The sequence below is a fragment of the Streptomyces sp. NPDC058335 genome (genome assembly GCF_042723915.1).
Taxonomy (GTDB): domain Bacteria; phylum Actinomycetota; class Actinomycetes; order Streptomycetales; family Streptomycetaceae; genus Streptomyces.
In genome coordinates this window covers 130104-147939 of record NZ_JBHXHX010000008.1, presented here as the reverse complement: position 1 = coordinate 147939, position 17836 = coordinate 130104, and the positions used below count along the sequence as shown (strand labels likewise).

The following is a 17836-nucleotide window of genomic DNA, read 5'->3' as shown; positions in this document are numbered from 1 at the left end:
GCGATGACGACCCCCGGCTTCCGGCCCACGCATGTCGTCCCCCAGCAGGGCATGCCCGCATGGGAGGCCCCCGACCCGGCCCGGCCCACCGTCCCCCTCGACCCGCTGCTGCCCGTCCGGCTCGTCGAGCGGCGCGGCGACTGGGGACACGTGCTCTGCTCCAACGGCTGGTCGGCCTGGGTGGACGGCCGCTATCTCGTCGCCGTACCCCAGGACCCGCCCCTCTCCGACGACACCCTCACCACCACCGCCGACCCCCGCCCGCTGCTCGGCCGCACCGAACAGGCCCTCGCACGGTACCGGGCCGCCGTCGAGGAACTCGCCGCGGGCGGCCTCGACGGCGAGACCTTCCGCCGCCGCACCCAGGGCCTGCGGATCGGCGTGGTCGTCGACGGCGAGTCCATGTGGTTGTACGACCCCGCCCAGGCCCGCTGGGCGTACGGCGACGGCACCCGGCTGAGCACCTACGCGGCCGACGACCCGCCCGCCGCGGCCCAGGACGTCGCCGAGGACCTCGGCCACGCCCCGACCCGGGTCGTGACGCCCGAGGGTGACCCCTGATGAGCCGCGAGACGAGCCTGTTCTCCGGCCGGCCCTCCGACCTGATCGGCCGGCAGGTTGCGGGCTACCGCATCGAACGGGAGATCGGACGCGGCGGCATGGCCGTCGTGTACCGTGCCCGCGACCTGCGCCTGGAACGGACCGTCGCGCTCAAGCTGCTCGCCCCCGAACTGGCCCGCAACGACACCTTCCGCAAGCGTTTCACCCACGAGTCCCGGGTCGCCGCCGCGATCGACCACCCGCACATCGTGCCGGTCTTCGAGGCCGACGAGACCGACGGGCTCCTCTACATCGCCATGCGGTACGTCGCCGGCAGCGACCTGCGCCACCTCCTCGACCGCCGTGGACCGCTGCCGCCGGCCGCCGCCGCCCGCATCGCCGCGCAGGTCGCCTCCGCCCTCGACGCCGCCCACGAACACGGCCTGGTCCACCGCGACGTCAAACCCGGCAACATCCTCGTCGACCGCGGCACCGACAGCGACCACCCCGAGCACGTCTACCTCACCGACTTCGGCCTGACGAAGAAGTCGTTGTCCCTCACCGGCTTCACCACCGTCGGCCAGTTCGTCGGCACCCTCGACTACGTCGCCCCCGAGCAGATCTCCGGCCGCCCGGTCGACGGCCGCTGCGACGTGTACGGCCTGGCCTGCGTCGTCTACGAGACCCTCGCGGGCCACCCGCCGTTCCGCCGCGACGACGACATGGCCCTGCTCTGGGCCCACCAGTACGACGAGCCGCCCCCACTCACCGGGTCCCGCTCCGACCTGCCGCCCGCCGTCGACGAGGTGTTCGCGCAGGCCCTGGCCAAGACCCCTGACGCCCGTCACGCCACCTGCCTCACGTTCGTCGCCGCCCTGCGGACGGCCCTCCTGGGCGGCCCACCCGAGCGGCACCCGCCGACGGAGGTGGACCGGAGGGTCGCGGCGGCGGGGGAGGGACGGCCGAAGCCTCCGCCCCGCTGGGCGGCGCCGGTCTTCGAACCGTCGAGCCGCCCGGCCTGAAGCGGTCTACCCGGCGCCGTCGCCCACCCTGCCCCGACCGGCCGTCCCCCGTGCCGGCAGCGCGCCCAGGAACCCGGCGACCAGTCCCCACAGGGCGGCCAGGCCCAGCGCCGACCAGACCTGGGGGCGCAGGAACAGGTCACCGGCGAGGCCCGTGCCGCCCAGGTCGCTGATGCCGAACAGCGTCAGGCCGTAGTGCGCGGAGATCCGGCCGACGAGGCAGATCATCAGCACCGTCAGCACCAGCGCCACCGCCATGTGCACCGCGTTCCGCCAGGCCGGCGTCCGGGCCGGGGAGCGGGCCGCCATCACGAACCCCGCCGCCAGCAGCAGCACCGCGTCCACGGCGACGAGCCACCACACCCGGCCGTCCTGCTCGGTGAGCGTCCGCAGGTTCAGCGTGGCGGTCTCCGAGCCGCGCAGCACCTCGTCCAGCACATGCGGCATCGGCAGCCCGAACGGCCCCTGCACCCGGCCCTCCCAGGTGGCGCCCAGCCCGATGGTGAACGCGAGCCACACCAGGTTGGGCAGGCCGAGGAAGACCACCGCCAGGGTCTCCGGGGCACGGCCGCGGGTCGCCGCGGTCACGAGCGCGATGACGACACCCAGCGCGACGCACGCGAGCAGCAGCACGACCATCGCGTACGCCGCCGGCCGCACCGACTCCTGGAAGCGCAGCAGCCGCGGCGGCAGCGGAGCCCCGCGGGAGACCAGCAGCGCCAGCACGAGCACACCGGCCAGCCACAGCAGCCCGAACAGCAGCGTGAGCGGTACGTCGGTGGTGAAGCCGGCCCTCGGGGTCACGCCGAACACCTCACCGAGGTCGTCCAGCGTGGCGTCGCCCAGCGACACCGCGAACGTCTGGCGGGCGGCGAGGGCCAGGGCCAGCAGGGCGAGCAGCCACACCACGGCGATCCGGGCCGCCCAGCCGGCCAGCTCGGCCGCCGAGGCGACCGCCCGGTGCCGCAGCGGCCGTAGGAACCCGGCGGCCGTCACCAGGGCGCCGGCGAGCGTCACGGACAGCGGGATCACCGTGAGGCCCGCCCGTGTGTCGGCGATTGCCCCGGCGTTCCCGGAGAGTTCGATCGAACCTCCGACGGCTGTGACGACGGTCGCCGCGACCACCCTCGGGTAGGCCGCGTCGGGCAGATCGGCGGCGCCGGCTCCCCACAGCCCCAGCGCGGCCGTGATCCCCATGGCGATCAGCCCGGCCAGTGCCGCGGCGACCGCCTGCACCCAGCCGTGACGGGCCACCGCCTGGCCGGAGGAGAGGTTCGGGTTCACCCTCGCCACGCTAAGCAGCGCCCGGCCCGTACGCCTGCCGGGAGAGCCGTCCGCGCCCGCTACTGGGCGAAGTATAAAAAAAGCGCACAATATGGATGTTGTGGAGCAAGCGACGCACACCGCTGTCCGAGGTGCGTCGCGGGAGACCCACGTCGGGAGTGCTCGTGAGTGTCGAACCGCCCTCCTCCGGCCGTCCCACCGGACCGCCCTCCGGGCCCCTGTCGGGCCCCCCGCAGCCACCCTCGGGACCGCCCACCCCGCCTCCGGACGGGCCCTCCGGCGGCGCGACCTCGTCCGGCGGCGCGCCCGAGCCCCACCGGCCCTGGTGGCGGTCCGCATCCCGCATCGCGCTGCTCACCACCGCCCTCGTCGTCGCCGTGGCCGTGGCGCTCGTCCTGACGACCCGCTCCGACGGCGGTGGCTCCGGCGGCGAAAGCGAGGTCTTCCTCCAGGCCGCGGGCAGAACCGGACCGGACCCCTTCACCGAGTCCACCGCCACCGACGCCTCGGCCCCGCCCGCCTCCACGGCCCCGGCGACCACCTCCGCGCCCGCCAACGCCGTACGGGGCGTCGACGGCGGCGCCCCCGGACTGTACGGCGGCACCCAGGACGTCACCGCCTGCGACGTCGAGAAGCAGATCAAGGCACTCCGGGCGGACCCCGACAAGAACCGGGCGTTCGCGTCCGTCCCCGGCATCGACCCCGCCGAGGTCCCCGCCCACCTGCGCTCCCTCACCCCCGTGCACCTGCGCATGGACACCCGCGTCACCAACCACGGCTACCGCGACGGCGCCGCCACCCCCTATCAGGCCGTCCTGCAGTCCGGCACCGCCGTCCTCGTCGACAGCCGCGGCGTGCCCCGCGTGCGCTGCGCCTGCGGCAACCCCCTCACCCCGCCCGTCGCGCAGCAGACCACCCCGAAGCGCACCGGCGACTCCTGGCCGTCGTACCACCCCTCGAACGTCGTCGTGGTCACCCCGTCGACGACCGTGATCGACGTCTTCGTCCTCTACGACCCCGGCGACGACCGCTGGTTCGCCCGCCACCGCGGCGACACCGGCGGCAAGGACCGGCCCACCAAGCCCCCGGTGACCCCGCCGAAGCCGTCCGCGAGCGTCTCCTCGCCCAGCTCGCCGCCCACCTCGCCGTCGACCTCCCGCAGCCCCGGCCCGCCCTGCGCGGACGGGACGGCCGCCTCGTGCCCGCCGGGCTCGGCCAGCCCCTCGCCGCCCCCCAGCTCCGAGGAGCCGCCCCCGTCGCCGGAGCCGTCGAGCGAACCGCGGACAGAGGACGGGACGCCCTCCGACGCGGTCGACACCACCTCCCGGTCCGGTCCGCCCTCGCCCCCCGCGCGGTCTTTCGGGAGTGCACCCGTACTGTGAGACATCCCATGCCGACCGAGCCGAGAGCGCGGGACTGCGCGGCCCGGAACGGGGTAGCAGCATGGGTGCAGCAGCGTCCGGCCAGTCCGGCCTCCGAGAGAGAACAGCATGATCAAGCATCTGGGCGGGGCAGCGATACCGACCGGTTTCGACATACCCGTGGAACCGCTCCGCCGAGCCGCGCACTACACCGGTGAAACCGGTTCCATCGCCGAGGCCCGCGACTTCGCCGCACACTTCGTCGACCAGCTCAGGACCGAGTGGTGTGCCCGCATGGACGACCGCTTCGGCGACGACGTGATGCTGGTCGTCAGCGAGCTGGTCACCAACGCCGACCGGCACAGCAACGGCCCGTACATCCTGGAACTCGAGGGCACCGACACGTCGGTGACGGTCGCCGTGTACGACAGCAGCGATGCGCTGCCCCTGCGGTTCCCCAGGGACCCCCGCCGCATCGGACGGCACGGACTGGAGATCGTGCACGCCCTCGCCGCGGAGGTCACCGCCGAGCGCATCCCGGTCGGCAAGCGCGTCCGCGCCGTCCTCGGGCTCGACGCCGGCTGAGCCCTCGATCGAGGGGCGGATGCCCTCAGGCGCAGCCGAGCTCCCCCAGCATCCCCTCGCGCAACCGCAGGATGATCCGCTTGATCAGGCGGGAGACGTGCATCTGGGAACAGCCGAGCCGCTCACCGATCTCCGCCTGGGTGGCCTCCTCCACGAACCGCATATGGAGGATCTGCCGGTCGCGCTCACTCAGCTCCGCCATCAGCGGGGCCAGCGAGTGGAAGTCCTCGACGAGCCGCAGCCCGTCCTCCTCCACGCCGATGAAGTCGGCCAGCACCGCCTCGCCGCCCTCCGGGCCGTCGCCGGTGAGGGCGGCGTCCAGGGAGGAGGAGTTGTAGCCGTTGGACGCGATCTGTGCCTCGACCACCTCGCGCTCCGCGAGGTTCATCAGCGTGGCCAGTTCGGCGACGGTCGGCTCCCGGTCCAGGCGGCTGGCGAGTTCGTCGCGCGCCTTGGCCAGTTCCACCCGCAGCTCCTGGAGCCGCCGCGGCACGTGCACGGCCCAGGTCGTGTCCCGGAAGAACCGCTTGATCTCGCCCACGATGTACGGCAGCGCGAAGGAGGTGAACTCGACCTCGCGCGAGATCTCGAACCGGTCGATGGCCTTGATCAGGCCGATCATCCCGGTCTGGACGATGTCCTCCATGTCGTCGCCGCGTCCCCGGAACCGTCCGGCCGCGAACCGCACCAGCGACATGTTCATCTCGATGAGGGTGTTGCGCGCGTACTGGTACTCGTGCGTTCCCTCTTCCAGCTCCGTCAGCCGCTTGAAGAACTGACGCGACAGCTCTCGTGCGTCGCGGGGGGCCACGCGCCTGGGGTCCTCGACTCCCGGCAGCGGTGCGCCGCCCGTGCTGGTCCCGGCGGTGTCCTGGACGACCTGTGCCTGCGACCCGATCACGGCGGTGTGCATTGCCTCTCCCACGAAAGTCACGGTTCGACGTCTGTTGTACCCGGTCCGTGAGCGGGCCCGAGTGTTGCAAGCCCGCTCACGGTGCGAATACCCAGAGTCGGCCAACGCATGCCCATCGAAACGCCACCGGTTTGGATCCGGCTCACCCCGCCGCCCGCCGGGCCACGATCAGCTCGTGCAGATAGCGCTTGGTGACGCTGCCGCCGTGCCGCGACTCGATGAGGCCGCGGATGCACGCCAGCAGTCCCCGGCGGGCCGGCTCGTCGAGCGCGAGGTGACCCGAGTAGGTCAGCAGGACCTCCAGATAGTCGTCGGCCGAGTACGGGAGGTCCTGCTCGTGACGCCGGACGGTGACGTCCTCGAAACGGGCGCCGCGGGTCAGCTCCCGCAGGTCCGTGGCGGTCTCGTCCGCGCTCTCCAGGCGCAGGCCGGGCGGTGTGGCCGGGTCCCAGCGCTCGTAGCAGCGTTGCGCCCGCGCGAAGAACTCCAGGCTGCCGCCCGCGACGTGATGGGTCGTCACCAGCGCCAGCAGCCCGCCCGGACGCAGCGCGTCGGCTGTCTTCGCCACCCGTGCGTCCGGATCGAGCCAGTGGAAAGCGGTCGCGCTGACGACGAGGTCGAACAGCTCGGCGGGCAGCGGCCACCGGTCGAAGTCGCCGACGACGACCTCCACCCGGGGGTACGCGGCGAGGTGGCGGCGGGCCACCGCCGCCAGCGACAGCCCCAGCTCGACCGCGGTGAGACGGCAGCCCGTCTCCGCCAGCGGGCGCGTCAGCTGCCCCGTCCCCGGCCCGATCTCCAGCACCCGGCGATCCGGCCCGAGTTCCGCGGCGCGGGCCAACTGCCGCACCAGCGCCGGGGGGTAGGAGGGGCGAGCCCGGTCGTACCGTTCCGCCACCGAGTCGAACGTGTCCCGCAGCATCGGATACTCACCTCCCGTGACCGGCCCTGCACAGGGTCTCCTCTCCCGGCCGACCCGAGCGCTACATTCACGGCACGCACACGGGGAGCGGCGGAATGAGCACGTCGGGGGAGCCACGCGCGGGCGCGCCGGCCGCCGGAGCCGGTGAGGGCGGCCGCGGGCGCCGGGGCGACGTCATGGACTGGCCCGGCCATACGCTGAAGGTCGCCGGACGATGGACGCCCGCCGCGCTGTGCGCCGTGAGCGGGCTGCGCATCGGCTGGCTCATCGTGTTCTGCCTGGTGCTCGGCATGTACTGGGAGTGGCGTCCGGTGGCCCGCGCGGGCGTGCAGTGGCGGCTGGTGCGCTCCTTCCGCTCCTGGGGCTCCCTGACCGCGCCCGCCACCGCCGTCGCCACCGTCCTCGCGGGCGCGGCCGCCGTCTCCATGACGCAACAGCCCACGGACGGCACCCTCCAGCAGCAGTCCTCCTACTCCGCGCCCGGCCCGTGAGCCTCCCCACCCGGCCCGTCGACCGGCCGCGATTTCCCTGAGGGCGGAACGCCGGGGCCCTCCCCGCGGCGGCCGGTCCTCCTAGGCTGGGGAGGTGAGCAACCAAGCGCCGAACCACGCCCGCGTGATCCCACTGCGCCCCTCGGCGGAGCGCCCGGGAACCGCCCGCCCCGCCGACCGGCCGCCCACCCCCAGAGAACCTCTCTGGCGCGATCTGGTCGGCGACGTCCTGCGCCGCGAACGCCAGGCCCAGGAGCGCACGTTGAAGGACGTCGCCGACACCGCCCGCATCTCCATGCCATATCTGTCGGAGGTGGAGCGCGGCCGCAAGGAGGCCTCCTCGGAGGTCCTGGCGGCCGCCGCCCGCGCGCTCGGCCTGAGCCTCGGCGACCTGCTGGCGCGCGCCCAGGGCGAGCTGGTCCGGCTCACCAGCCGGACCTCGCACACCTCGCACACCTCGCACACGAGCCGTAGGGCGACCACGTCCTCGCACAACGGACTCTGCCTGGCCGCCTGACGGCACGGGCGGGCCGGCGTCTCACACCCGCACGGGGCGCCGGCCCAATACCTCGTCGGCCAGGCCGTACGCCACCGCCTCCTGCGCGGTGAACACCTTGTCGCGGTCCATGTCCGCGCGCAGCGACGCCACGTCGTGGTGGGTGTGCCGGCTCAGCACCTCCTCGACCTGGGCGCGGATGCGGACCATCTCCTTGGCCTGGAGCGCCAGGTCCGACACCGTGCCCTGCCGCCCGCCACTGGCCGGCTGCCCGAGCAGCACCCGCGCGTGCTCCAGCGCGAACCGCCGCCCCGGGTCCCCGCCCGCCAGCAGCACGGCCGCGGTGGACGCCGCCTGGCCGACGCAGAACGTCGCGATGGGCGCCTGCACGAACGTCATCGTGTCGTAGATCGCCATCAGCGAAGTGAACGAGCCGCCGGGCGAGTTGATGTAGATCGCGATCTCGTTCTCCGGCGCCGACGACTCCAGATGGAGGAGTTGCGCGATGACGACGTTGGCGACGCCGTCGTCGATCTCGGTGCCGAGGAAGATGATCCGCTCGGCCAGCAGCCGGCTGTAGACGTCGTAGGAACGCTCGCCCTGCGGAGTCCGCTCGACCACGTTCGGAATCGTGTACGTCCCCATGTCAGAGCCCCATCCGTCGCTTCGAGGCGGCCGGGCGGACGTCGGCCAGCGACTCCACGACCCGGTCGACGATGCCGTACTCCCTGGCCTCCTCGGCCGTGAACCAGCGGTCGCGGTCGCCGTCCCGGGAGATGGTCTCCGGGCTCTGACCGGTGTGCTCGGCGGTGATCCGCTCGATGGTCCGCTTGGTGAACTCCAGGTTCTCCGCCTGGATCTCGATGTCCGCGGTGGTGCCGCCGATCCCGGCCGACGGCTGGTGCATCATGACGCGCGCGTTCGGCAGCGCGTACCGCTTGCCCGCCGTACCGACGCTCAGCAGGAACTGCCCCATGCTCGCCGCGAACCCCATCGCCAGCGTCGAGACGTCGTTGGGGACGAGCCGCATCGTGTCGTAGATGGCCAGACCCGCGTGGACCGAGCCGCCGGGGCTGTTGATGTACAGGCTGATGTCGGTGCGCGGGTCCTCCGCCGACAGGATCAGCAACTGTGCGCAGACCCGGTTCGCGGACACCTCGTCGACCTGGGTGCCGAGCAACACGATGCGCTGGTTCAGCAGTTGGGCCGCGAGCTGGTCGTCGAAGCGGCCGGGAGAGGTCTCGCCCTCCTCGGCCCGAGGCAGCAGGGCCGGCGCGGGACCGGCGGGGAACGGGGACATGGGCGCTCCTTGTCGAGGGGTGGTGCGGCAGCATCCCCTGCCGCGCCACCCACTCTCGGCGCGTGACCGCCCCCGTGTCGGATTTCCCTGCCCTGGGCAGATTCGCCGACAGCAGAGGGCGAACCCGGTCGAACGCGTACGCCTTCGAGCGATGAGTTTCGGGGCGCGGACCGGTCGACATTGATGACCGCGCTCCACGCACTCTCGCGCTCCCGGAGGAACTCATGACCACCGACGGATTCACCACGTGTCTCTGGTTCGACGGCCAGGCGGAGGAAGCCGCCCACCACTACGTGTCGATCTTCAAGAACTCCAGTGTCGGCACCGTCGCCCGCTACACCGAGGCGGGTCCGGGCCCCGCCGGCTCCGTGGTCACCGTGGAGTTCACGGCCAACGGCCAGAAGTTCATCGGCCTCAACGGCGGCCCGCAGTTCAAGTTCAACGAGGCGATCTCCTTCCAGATCGACTGCGCCGACCAGGAAGAGGTCGACTACTACTGGAACAAGCTCGTCGAGGGCGGCGGCGAGCACGGCCCCTGCGGCTGGCTCAAGGACAGGTACGGCGTGTCCTGGCAGGTCGTGCCCACCGAGCTGACCGAGATGGTCACCGACCCGGACCAGGAGAAGGCGGCCCGCGCCATGAAGGCCATGCTCTCCATGGGCAAGCTCGACATCGCCGCCCTGCGTAAGGCGTACGCCGGGGAGTAGGGGCGCCGGATCCCCGTCAGCCTCCGGCCTCCGCCAGGATCTCCTTGATCACATGCCAGGAGTTCTCCGCCAGGGGCGGGTTGGTCTCCCAGTAGTACGGCAGCTGGATCAGCGAGACCGACAGCGCCCACCCCCGGCCGCGTGCCCACTCGGCGTCGTCCGCGCCCACCGCCTCCCGGAAGCCGGCGCGGGCCGACGCCGGCAGCAGGTTCCACGCCACGATCAGATCGACGGCCGGGTCCCCGACCCCCACACAGCCGAAGTCGATCACCGCGGCGAGCCGGCCGTCCGCGACCAGTACGTTCCCCGGCGACAGATCGCCGTGGGCCCACGCGGGCGGCGCCGTACGGCCGGGCGCGCGCAGCGCCTCCTCCCACAGGGCGGTGACCGCGGCGACGTCGATCCGGCCCTCCAGCTGGGCGAGGGCCGAGCGGGTGGGCGCGTCCCGTTCCGCCAGCGGCACACCCCGGTACCCGCGCGGCCCGCCCCGCGCGTCGACCCGGCGCAGCCCGGCGACGAACGCCCCCAGGTCCGCGGCCAGCGCCTCCGGCCGCTCCAGGCCTCCCGCGACGGGATTACGGCCGTCCAGCCACCGGTAGACGGACCACGGCCAGGGGAACCCCTCACCGGGACCGCCCTGCGCCAGCGGCACCGGCGCGGCCACAGACAGTCGCGGCCCCAGCCGCTCCAGCCAGTGCCGCTCGTACGCCACGCTCTCCACCGCCCCCGGATACCGGGGCAGCCGCACCACCTTGTCCACGCCCAGCCGGAACATCGCGTTCTCCGTCCCGGAGGACGCCAGCCGCTGCACGGGCAGTGAGGCCCACCGCGGGAACTGCGCGGCCACGAGCCGCCGTACCAGCGCGGAGTCCACGTCGACCTCGTCCGGGCGCATCTTCACAGCACACATGCCGCTCATTCCAGGTGATCGGCGCGACGGCTGTCCAACGAAATTGCGGGGCGGGGCTCCGGATGCAGTGCCCCGCGTCCGGACCCAAGCTGACACGGACGACTCTTCCCGGCTCACCGGGTACCCGGACCGTCCTCCGAGATCCGGCGGTGGTTGCCCGGCAACCCCGCACCCCGTGACAGCGGGATCCAATGTGAAGGAGCGCATGGACATGACCGACGTATCGAGCAAGGGGCCCGATCGCGACGACGACCGGAAGGTGCTCACCAACCGGCAGGGGCACCCGGTCTACGACAACCAGAACCAGCGCACCGTCGGCGCCCGGGGCCCCGCCACGCTGGAGAACTACCAGTTCCTCGAGAAGATCAGCCACTTCGACCGGGAGCGCATCCCCGAGCGCGTCGTCCACGCCCGCGGCGTCACGGCGTACGGCTACTTCGAGGCGTACGGCGCCTGGGGCGACGAGCCGATCAGCCGGTACACCCGCGCCAAGCTGTTCCAGGAGCGCGGCAGGCGCACCGACCTGGCGGTCCGCTTCTCCACGGTGATCGGCGGCCGCGACTCCTCCGAGGCCGCCCGGGACCCGCGCGGCTTCGCGGTGAAGTTCTACACCGAGGACGGCAACTGGGACCTCGTCGGCAACAACCTGGGCGTCTTCTTCATCCGGGACGCGATCAAGTTCCCGGACGTCATCCACGCCCTCAAGCCCGACCCGGTCACCTTCGAGCAGCAGCCGCGCCGCATCTTCGACTTCATGTCGCAGACGCCCGAGGCCATGCACATGCTGGTCAACCTGTTCAGCCCGCGCGGCATCCCCGCCGACTACCGCCATATGCAGGGCTTCGGCGTCAACACCTACAAGTGGGTCGACGCCGAGGGCGGGACCAAGCTGGTCAAGTACCACTGGATGCCCAAGGCGGGGGTGCGCAGCATGACCGAGGAGGACGCCGCGAACGTGCAGGCCGACTCCCTCGGCCATGCCACCAAGGACCTGTACGAGAGCGTCGCGCGCGGCGACCACCCCGAGTGGGAGCTGCTCGTGCAGATGATGGACGACGGTGAGCACCCGGAGCTGGACTTCGACCCGCTCGACGACACCAAGACCTGGCCCGAGCAGGAGTTCCCGCCCAAGCCGGTCGGCAAGATGGTGCTGAACCGGATGCCGGAGAACTTCTTCGCCGAGAACGAGCAGATCTCCTTCGGCACCGGAGTCCTCGTCGACGGCCTGGACTTCTCCGACGACAAGATGCTCGTCGGCCGCACCTTCTCCTACAGCGACACCCAGCGCCACCGCGTCGGCCCCAACTACCTCCAGCTGCCGGTCAACCATGCGAAGAACGCCGAGGTGCGCACCAACCAGCGCGACGGCCAGATGACGTACCACGTCGACGGCGGCGGGGAGAATCCGAGCGTCAACTACGAACCCTCGATCACGGGCGGACTGCGGGAGGGTGAGTTCCCCACGCACGACGAGCAGGGGCCGGAGATCCACGGCCGGCTCACCCGCAAGCGGATCCCGCGCACCAACGACTACCAGCAGGCCGGGCAGCGCTATCTGCTGATGGACCAGTGGGAGCGGGACGATCTGGTCAAGAACCTCACCTCGGCGCTCGCCCAGTGCGACCGGGCGGTGCAGGAACGCATGGTGTGGCACTTCCTCCTGGTCGAGAACGACCTCGGACTCAGGATCGGTGAAGGCCTCGGCATCACCCCGGACGATGTCGCCGGCCTCGAACCCCTGGCCAGCCAGGACCTGACCGACGAGGACCGCGACCGGCTCGCGCACCTGGGCAAGAACCCGCCCCGCGATGTGGACGGCCTCACCATGACCCACTGCGTCCCGGACGAGCGGCATGTCGTGACCCGCTGAGAGACCGCGGCGGCAGCCGTCCGGGAGACCGCGGCGGACGTCCGTTGGGGATCCGCGGCGGAAAACGCCGGAAACCGGTCCGGAAACAGGTCGTCGGCCACCCCGTCCGAGTGGCGGAGGGGCCGACGACCTGTGCGCGATGCCTTGACGTGTACTGGTCGCAGTGGCTTCATGGGAGCGCTCCCACCCATCCTTCGATGCCTGAGTTTCTGGCGCTCACTCCTGGAGTCGCAGTGAGAAGAGCACGCAGCACGACACGAAAGAGGTTCCTGTCCGCCCCCGCCGGTCCGCCCGCCCCGGCACGTCTGCCGGTCCTGGCCGGCCTGTTCGCACTCGCCGTCGCCTTGGGCTTCCTCGCCCCGGCCGGCGTACAGGCCGCCGAGTCCCCCCGCGCCCTCGCCACCGGCCTGCACATCAGCGACGGCCGTCTGCTGGAGGGCAACGGCAACGACTTCGTCATGCGCGGCGTCAACCACGCCCACACCTGGTACCCCGGCGAGACCCAGTCCCTCGCCGACGTCAAGGCGCTGGGCGCCAACACCGTGCGCGTCGTCCTCTCCGACGGCCACCGCTGGACCAGGAACACCCCCGAGGACGTGGCCGCCGTCATCGGCCAGTGCAAGGCCAACCGCCTCATCTGCGTCCTGGAGGTGCACGACACCACCGGCTACGGCGAGGAGGCCGCCGCCGGCACCCTCGACCACGCCGCCGACTACTGGATCAGCCTGAAGGACGTCCTGGCCGGCCAGGAGGACTACGTCATCGTCAACATCGGCAACGAGCCCTGGGGCAACACCGCCCCCGAGGGCTGGACCGACCCGACGGTCGCCGCCGTGAAGAAGCTCCGCAACGCCGGTTTCCAGCACACGATCATGGTCGACGCTCCGAACTGGGGACAGGACTGGCAGGGCGTCATGCGAGCCAACGCCCGGACCGTCTACGACGCCGACCCCACCGGCAACCTGATCTTCTCCATCCACATGTACAGCGTCTTCGACACCGCGGCGGAGATCACCGACTACCTCAACGCCTTCGTCAGCGCCGAACTACCCCTCCTCATCGGAGAGTTCGGTGGACCCGCCGACCAGTGGGGCGACCCCGACGAGGACACCATGATGGCCGCAGCCGAACAGTTCGACCTCGGCTACCTGGCCTGGTCCTGGAGCGGCAACACCGACCCGATCCTCGACCTCGCGATCGACTTCGACCCGACCCGCCTCAGCTCCTGGGGCCAGCGCATCTTCAACGGCGTCAACGGCATCGCCCAGACCGCCGAGGAAGCCACCGTGTTCGGCGGCGGCAATCCGGGCGACACCCAGGCACCGACCGCCCCCGGCGCTCCGGTGGCCTCCGCCGTCTCGGCCACCTCCGCGACCCTCACCTGGGGCGCGGCCACGGACAACGTTGGCGTAACCGGTTACGACGTCGTACGGCTCAGCGGCGGTACGGAGACGACGGTCGCCGCGTCCACGACGAACACCGCGACCCTGACGGGCCTCACCCCGGACACGGCGTACACGTTCGCCGTCCACGCCCGTGACGCGGCCGGCAACCGCTCGGCACGCTCCGCCACCGTGAACGTCACCACGGACGAGGACGGCGGCACCCCGGGCGCGGCGTGCTCGGTCGGCTACCGCGTGGTGGGGCAGTGGCCCGGCGGTTTCCAGGGCGAGATCGCCCTCCGCAACACCGGCACGGCGCCGGTCAGCGGCTGGACCCTCGCCTTCGCCTTCGCCGACGGCCAGACGGTGTCCAACATGTGGGGCGGGACCCCCACCCAGACCGGGAACACCGTCAGCGTGGCCGCGGCTGCCTACACCTCGGCCGTCCCGGTCGGCGGCACGGTGACCGTCGGCTTCATCGGCACCAAGGGCACCACCAACACGGCACCGACCGCATTCACCCTCAACGGCACCGCCTGCACCACTGGTTGAGCCGCTTGACGTCGGCCGGCGAGGGCATCGGGCCCCCGCCGGCCGAGGCATGTCAGGGATCCAGGGGTGCCGGCCGCGCACAGGCGGCCGGGCTTGTCCTGGCCCGGCCGCTGACCTAGGCTCAAAAGAGGGGAGTAAGCGCTTTCTAGCCTGAGGGGTCCGCCGTGGTGAGCGAGTCCGAGTCCGCGCTGCCGCACCCGCTGCCCGGCGCCGTCGGCCTGTCCCACCTGACCGCGTACGACTGGGAGGCGGCCGACGGTGTCTGCGGCGGCAGCCCTCATCTGCACCTGGTGTGCACGGAGGCGTACGTCGTCACCGGCGGCCGGGGTGCGGTGCAGACCCTGAGCCCCGACGGCTACCGGGACATCCCCCTGGAGCCCGGCTCGGTGGCCTGGTTCACACCGGGCACCGTGCACCGGATGGTGCAGGGCGGCGGTCTGCGCGTCACGGTGCTGATGCAGAACAGCGGGCTGCCCGAGGCCGGGGACGCCGTCTTCACGTTCCCGCCCGAGGTGCTCGCCGATCCGGAGAGGTACGCGGCCGCCGCGGCGCTCCCGCCCGGCACCGGCGCGGAGGTGGCGATGGCCGCACGCCGCCGCCGGGACCTCGCGGTCGAGGGCTACCTCGACCTGCGGAAAGCGCTCGTCGCCGGGGACGCCGAACCGTTCCGCGCCTTCCAGCGGGCGGCCGCCGGACTGGTGCGCGAGAGGGTGTCGGTGTGGCGCGGGCTGTGGCGGGCGGGTGCGCTGGCCACGGCCGAACGCACCGGCGCCCAGCTGGACGCGCTGGCGGCGGGGGAGCCCTCGTATCTCGGCGACGCGACCGCGTTCCAAGCCGCGCCGACCCGGCTCGAAGGCTTCGGGATGTGCGGCCGCAGGGACGAGTACACGCTGCCGGGCACGACGGTGGTGTGACCTTCGGCAGGGGAGCGGGAGGAACTCGTCGTCACGTCGGGTCGCCCCTACGAGGAGACCGGAGTCTCCTCGCGGCGGGACCGGCCCCGGACCCCGGCGCCGTCGGCCCGTCGTGGGCCGGTTGGCACCGGGGCGGTGGCGTGGCCGGCCTCAGCGGGTGGCGGTCCAGCTGTGGGCGACGTCGATCACGAGGCGGCCGTCGAGCTGCTGCACCCGGAAGGGCAGCCGCGCACGCACCCCGAGCCCGATCTGCGTCTCGCCCTCGAAGCTGCCGGCGTAACGCGTGTCACGGAAGGTGCGGTAGCCGGTGATGTTCACGCCGGGCAGTGGCTGGGCGACCCGGGCGGGATAGGTCGGGGTGCCGGTCTCGGGGTCGTAGGCGGGCGCGCTGACCCGCACCTCCAGGATCGCTCCGCCGGCGACGGGGATGTGGCGGCCGGAACCGTCCTGGTAGAGCCGGTCGACGTACCGGACCGAGTACCCGAGTTGCGCGGCGGCCGCGCCCGGGACGTCGACGACGAGCCGGTCGTAGCAGGTGTGCTGCCCGGACCGGGCGTTTCGCACCGGCGCCATCGTGCCGGAGCTGTACGTCTTGGCGATGCTGCCCCAACCGGTGGGGCAGGCGGTGGCCGCGCGCGTGGCGGCGGCCGGAGCGGCCTGGGCCGGTACGGCGGCCACACCGAGCGTGGCGGTCATGAGAGCGGCGGTGGCCCAAATGGTTCTGGTTCGCACCATGATGTCCCCCTTGAGGTGCGTGTGACTGATATCAGGTAGGACAGTCCGACCGGCTGAATGGTTGCACCGTTCGGGGGACCAGTCACGAGGGCGCCTCCTCGGCGAGGATGTCGGCTGCCCAGACGGTCGCATGCGGACCGAATCTGTTCTCGGCGGTGTACGACGCCATGCGGGCGTTCCTCGCGCGGGCCGCGGGTCCGTCGGGGAGGTGGTAGTCCTCGCCGGCCCGTGCGGAACCGGCCTGCACGCGCGTGGTGCTCCCGATCCGCCGGGCCACGTACCGGTCGAGCGCCTCGGGCACCTCCGCCGGCGACGCACCCGCGAGGCTGTCACCGAGTACGACCGCGTCCAGGATCGCCTGCGCGGCACCCTGGGCCTGGAACGGCACCATCGCGTGGGCGCTGTCGCCCAGCAGCGTCACCCGCCCGACGTTCCATCGCGCGAGCGGGACCCGTGTGTAGAGGCCGTGGCGGAACACCTGCCCCGCGCTTTCGAGAAGGGTGAGCACCCGCGGGTCCCACCCGCCGAACTCGCGCATCTGCTCTCCGGGTTCCGCCGACGCCGTCCACGACTCCTGCCCCGCCTCGGCCCGGAACACCGCCACGATGTTGAGCAGCTCGCCCCGGCGCACCCGGTAGTGGACGAAATGCCGGTCCGGCCCGAGCCAGAGGGCGTAGTCGGGCAGCTCCAGGTGTGCCGCCTGCGCGGCCGGGATCAGTGCCCGGTAGGCGGCCGTTCCCGAGAAGACGGGCTCGTCCGCGCCGAAGAGCCACTGGCGGGCCGCGGAGCGCACCCCGTCCGCGGCCACGACCAGGTCCGCCTCCAGACGTTCGCCGCCCGCCGTCACCACGTGGGCGGACCTGTCGTCCTGGCCGATGCCGACGACCTCGGTGTTCAGCCGCACCGCCTCGGGCGGCACCGCCGTGGCCAGCACGTGATGCAGATCGGCCCGGTGCAGTTGCAGATACGGCGCCCCGAACTCCTCCTCGGCCGCGCGGCCGAGCGCGTAGCGGCAGATCTCGGCCCCGTCGGACCAGCCGCGGAAACTCAGGCCGGCGGGGCGGCTGGCCCGTGCGGCGACGGCGTCCAGCAGGTCCAGCCGGCGCAGCGCACGCGTGGCGTTCGGCGCGAGCTGGATCCCGGCTCCGACCTCGGTGAACCGGGGCGTCCGCTCGACGAGGATGACCTCGCAGCCCGCACGGCGCAGGCTCAGCGCCGCGGCCAGGCCGCCGATACCCGCCCCCATGACGACCGCTCTCATGCCACGCCCCCACCTCGACGGACCCACGCGCCACGCGCCCGACCGTACCGAACCATGCGCACCGTAGCCCGCACGCTCCCACCCGCAGAAGACGGCGGGCGGTGCGGCGCCACCCGTGCTGGCTCCGGGTGCAGTCGTCGGGGTCGAGGCCCCCGGATGTGGGTGGCATGGTGGTCGGCGATGTCGAGGCCGATCACGGCGGCGACCTGCCGGCCGTAGCGGGCGACGAGGCCGGCCGGGCCGTCGACGGAGTGCCGGACCACAGTGGTACGGGGTCGCCGGGCCAGGAGGGTGGGCGGACTCCGGGCGATCTCCCGGCCGCCGTGGACGGGCCGGACCAGGGCCCGCACCTCGCCACCCCCGTCGAAGAACGCGGTGACGTCCGGACACAGGAGGCAGGCCGGCCCCCTCCGCGTCCTCGCTCGCACAGGCTTCCCGGACGGCGCGCGCAACGGCGTCGTGCTCCCTTGCCGTGGCCGGGCGAGAGCGCCGTATCCGCGGACGGCTGTGAGCCCGCGCGTCCGGCACGACCGGAGCGAGAGCCCGTCGGGAACCGTCCGCGATCCCCACCGACCCCGGGCCCGTCGATCC

At 72.6% G+C, this 17836-nt stretch carries 18 protein-coding genes; 10 read left to right on the top strand and 8 right to left on the bottom strand.

Annotation, left to right across the window (positions count from 1 at the left end):
• Positions 1–3: 3 nt before the first annotated feature.
• Together ACFWJX_RS17435 and ACFWJX_RS17430 are read left to right on the top strand one after the other, a co-directional pair.
• Positions 4–561, top strand: coding sequence for a hypothetical protein (locus ACFWJX_RS17435; RefSeq protein WP_383243325.1), 558 nt, complete (start codon positions 4–6; stop codon positions 559–561).
• The gene (locus ACFWJX_RS17430; protein WP_383243322.1) at positions 561–1562 is read left to right on the top strand and encodes a serine/threonine-protein kinase; all 1002 of its coding nucleotides are present in this window, start codon (positions 561–563) and stop codon (positions 1560–1562) included. Before ACFWJX_RS17435 ends, ACFWJX_RS17430 begins: the two co-directional genes overlap by 1 nt.
• Positions 1563–1568: 6 nt before the next feature.
• Here the strand turns inward: ACFWJX_RS17430 and ACFWJX_RS17425 are convergent, their stop codons facing one another.
• On the bottom strand, positions 1569–2846 hold the full coding sequence (locus ACFWJX_RS17425) for a streptophobe family protein (RefSeq protein ID WP_383243320.1): 1278 nt from the start codon (positions 2844–2846) through the stop codon (positions 1569–1571).
• Positions 2847–3010: 164 nt separating this feature from the next.
• Here ACFWJX_RS17425 and ACFWJX_RS17420 point away from each other — a divergent pair, with 164 nt between their 5' ends.
• Together ACFWJX_RS17420 and ACFWJX_RS17415 are read left to right on the top strand one after the other, a co-directional pair.
• Positions 3011–4228 carry a DUF6777 domain-containing protein gene (locus tag ACFWJX_RS17420; protein ID WP_383243318.1) on the top strand — a complete coding sequence of 406 codons (1218 nt, stop codon included), beginning with the start codon at positions 3011–3013 and terminating at the stop codon, positions 4226–4228.
• Between the two features lie 108 nt (positions 4229–4336).
• Positions 4337–4792, top strand: a complete 456-nt coding sequence (locus ACFWJX_RS17415) for an ATP-binding protein (RefSeq protein ID WP_383243315.1) — start codon at positions 4337–4339, stop codon at positions 4790–4792.
• Positions 4793–4817: 25 nt separating this feature from the next.
• Here the strand turns inward: ACFWJX_RS17415 and ACFWJX_RS17410 are convergent, their stop codons facing one another.
• Positions 4818–5705, bottom strand: coding sequence for an RNA polymerase sigma factor SigF (locus ACFWJX_RS17410; protein WP_383243312.1), 888 nt, complete (start codon positions 5703–5705; stop codon positions 4818–4820).
• A gap of 142 nt (positions 5706–5847) precedes the next feature.
• Entirely contained in the window at positions 5848–6627 is a 780-nt protein-coding gene (locus ACFWJX_RS17405; protein ID WP_383243310.1) for a class I SAM-dependent methyltransferase, read from the bottom strand.
• A 95-nt stretch (positions 6628–6722) separates the two neighbouring features.
• Here ACFWJX_RS17405 and ACFWJX_RS17400 point away from each other — a divergent pair, with 95 nt between their 5' ends.
• Both ACFWJX_RS17400 and ACFWJX_RS17395 read left to right on the top strand, forming a co-directional pair.
• Positions 6723–7118 carry a hypothetical protein gene (locus tag ACFWJX_RS17400; protein WP_383243307.1) on the top strand — a complete coding sequence of 132 codons (396 nt, stop codon included), beginning with the start codon at positions 6723–6725 and terminating at the stop codon, positions 7116–7118.
• Between the two features lie 94 nt (positions 7119–7212).
• Positions 7213–7635 (top strand): helix-turn-helix domain-containing protein, encoded by a 423-nt coding sequence (locus ACFWJX_RS17395; RefSeq protein ID WP_383243304.1) that lies wholly within the window; start codon positions 7213–7215, stop codon positions 7633–7635.
• Positions 7636–7656: 21 nt separating this feature from the next.
• On the opposite strand, the gene ACFWJX_RS17390 is transcribed toward ACFWJX_RS17395, so the two are convergent.
• Positions 7657–8259, bottom strand: a complete 603-nt coding sequence (locus tag ACFWJX_RS17390; protein ID WP_383243301.1) for a ClpP family protease — start codon at positions 8257–8259, stop codon at positions 7657–7659.
• Position 8260: 1 nt separating this feature from the next.
• Entirely contained in the window at positions 8261–8914 is a 654-nt protein-coding gene (locus ACFWJX_RS17385) for an ATP-dependent Clp protease proteolytic subunit (RefSeq protein WP_383243298.1), read from the bottom strand.
• Positions 8915–9138: 224 nt separating this feature from the next.
• Between ACFWJX_RS17385 and ACFWJX_RS17380 the strand changes: the two genes are divergently transcribed.
• A complete protein-coding gene (locus ACFWJX_RS17380) occupies positions 9139–9621 on the top strand; it encodes a VOC family protein (RefSeq protein WP_383243296.1) in 483 nt (160 codons plus the stop codon).
• Between the two features lie 16 nt (positions 9622–9637).
• Here the strand turns inward: ACFWJX_RS17380 and ACFWJX_RS17375 are convergent, their stop codons facing one another.
• Positions 9638–10531 (bottom strand): aminoglycoside phosphotransferase family protein, encoded by an 894-nt coding sequence (locus ACFWJX_RS17375; protein ID WP_383243293.1) that lies wholly within the window; start codon positions 10529–10531, stop codon positions 9638–9640.
• A 211-nt stretch (positions 10532–10742) separates the two neighbouring features.
• Here ACFWJX_RS17375 and ACFWJX_RS17370 point away from each other — a divergent pair, with 211 nt between their 5' ends.
• From ACFWJX_RS17370 to ACFWJX_RS17360, 3 genes are all read left to right on the top strand, one after another.
• Positions 10743–12401, top strand: coding sequence for a catalase (locus tag ACFWJX_RS17370; protein ID WP_383243291.1), 1659 nt, complete (start codon positions 10743–10745; stop codon positions 12399–12401).
• A 233-nt stretch (positions 12402–12634) separates the two neighbouring features.
• The gene (locus ACFWJX_RS17365; RefSeq protein ID WP_383243289.1) at positions 12635–14335 is read left to right on the top strand and encodes a cellulase family glycosylhydrolase; all 1701 of its coding nucleotides are present in this window, start codon (positions 12635–12637) and stop codon (positions 14333–14335) included.
• Positions 14336–14499: 164 nt separating this feature from the next.
• Positions 14500–15249 carry a cupin gene (locus tag ACFWJX_RS17360; protein WP_383243287.1) on the top strand — a complete coding sequence of 250 codons (750 nt, stop codon included), beginning with the start codon at positions 14500–14502 and terminating at the stop codon, positions 15247–15249.
• Positions 15250–15399: 150 nt separating this feature from the next.
• Here the strand turns inward: ACFWJX_RS17360 and ACFWJX_RS17355 are convergent, their stop codons facing one another.
• Together ACFWJX_RS17355 and ACFWJX_RS17350 are read right to left on the bottom strand one after the other, a co-directional pair.
• Positions 15400–15945, bottom strand: coding sequence for a hypothetical protein (locus ACFWJX_RS17355; RefSeq protein WP_383243284.1), 546 nt, complete (start codon positions 15943–15945; stop codon positions 15400–15402).
• A gap of 121 nt (positions 15946–16066) precedes the next feature.
• Positions 16067–17245 (bottom strand): FAD-dependent monooxygenase, encoded by a 1179-nt coding sequence (locus tag ACFWJX_RS17350; protein WP_383243281.1) that lies wholly within the window; start codon positions 17243–17245, stop codon positions 16067–16069.
• Positions 17246–17836 lie beyond the last annotated feature (591 nt).

Excerpts from the sequence above, each read along its gene's own strand:
- ACFWJX_RS17435 (WP_383243325.1), top strand. The coding sequence starts at position 4 with ATGACGACCCCCGGCTTCCGGCCCACGCATGTCGTCCCCCAGCAGGGC.
- ACFWJX_RS17430 (WP_383243322.1), top strand. The coding sequence starts at position 561 with ATGAGCCGCGAGACGAGCCTGTTCTCCGGCCGGCCCTCCGACCTGATC.
- ACFWJX_RS17415 (WP_383243315.1), top strand. The coding sequence starts at position 4,337 with ATGATCAAGCATCTGGGCGGGGCAGCGATACCGACCGGTTTCGACATA.
- ACFWJX_RS17410 (WP_383243312.1), bottom strand. The coding sequence starts at position 5,705 with ATGCACACCGCCGTGATCGGGTCGCAGGCACAGGTCGTCCAGGACACC.
- ACFWJX_RS17405 (WP_383243310.1), bottom strand. The coding sequence starts at position 6,627 with ATGCTGCGGGACACGTTCGACTCGGTGGCGGAACGGTACGACCGGGCT.
- ACFWJX_RS17400 (WP_383243307.1), top strand. The coding sequence starts at position 6,723 with ATGAGCACGTCGGGGGAGCCACGCGCGGGCGCGCCGGCCGCCGGAGCC.
- ACFWJX_RS17390 (WP_383243301.1), bottom strand. The coding sequence starts at position 8,259 with ATGGGGACGTACACGATTCCGAACGTGGTCGAGCGGACTCCGCAGGGC.
- ACFWJX_RS17385 (WP_383243298.1), bottom strand. The coding sequence starts at position 8,914 with ATGTCCCCGTTCCCCGCCGGTCCCGCGCCGGCCCTGCTGCCTCGGGCC.
- ACFWJX_RS17380 (WP_383243296.1), top strand. The coding sequence starts at position 9,139 with ATGACCACCGACGGATTCACCACGTGTCTCTGGTTCGACGGCCAGGCG.
- ACFWJX_RS17375 (WP_383243293.1), bottom strand. The coding sequence starts at position 10,531 with ATGTGTGCTGTGAAGATGCGCCCGGACGAGGTCGACGTGGACTCCGCG.
- ACFWJX_RS17370 (WP_383243291.1), top strand. The coding sequence starts at position 10,743 with ATGACCGACGTATCGAGCAAGGGGCCCGATCGCGACGACGACCGGAAG.
- ACFWJX_RS17355 (WP_383243284.1), bottom strand. The coding sequence starts at position 15,945 with ATGACCGCCACGCTCGGTGTGGCCGCCGTACCGGCCCAGGCCGCTCCG.
- ACFWJX_RS17350 (WP_383243281.1), bottom strand. The coding sequence starts at position 17,245 with ATGAGAGCGGTCGTCATGGGGGCGGGTATCGGCGGCCTGGCCGCGGCG.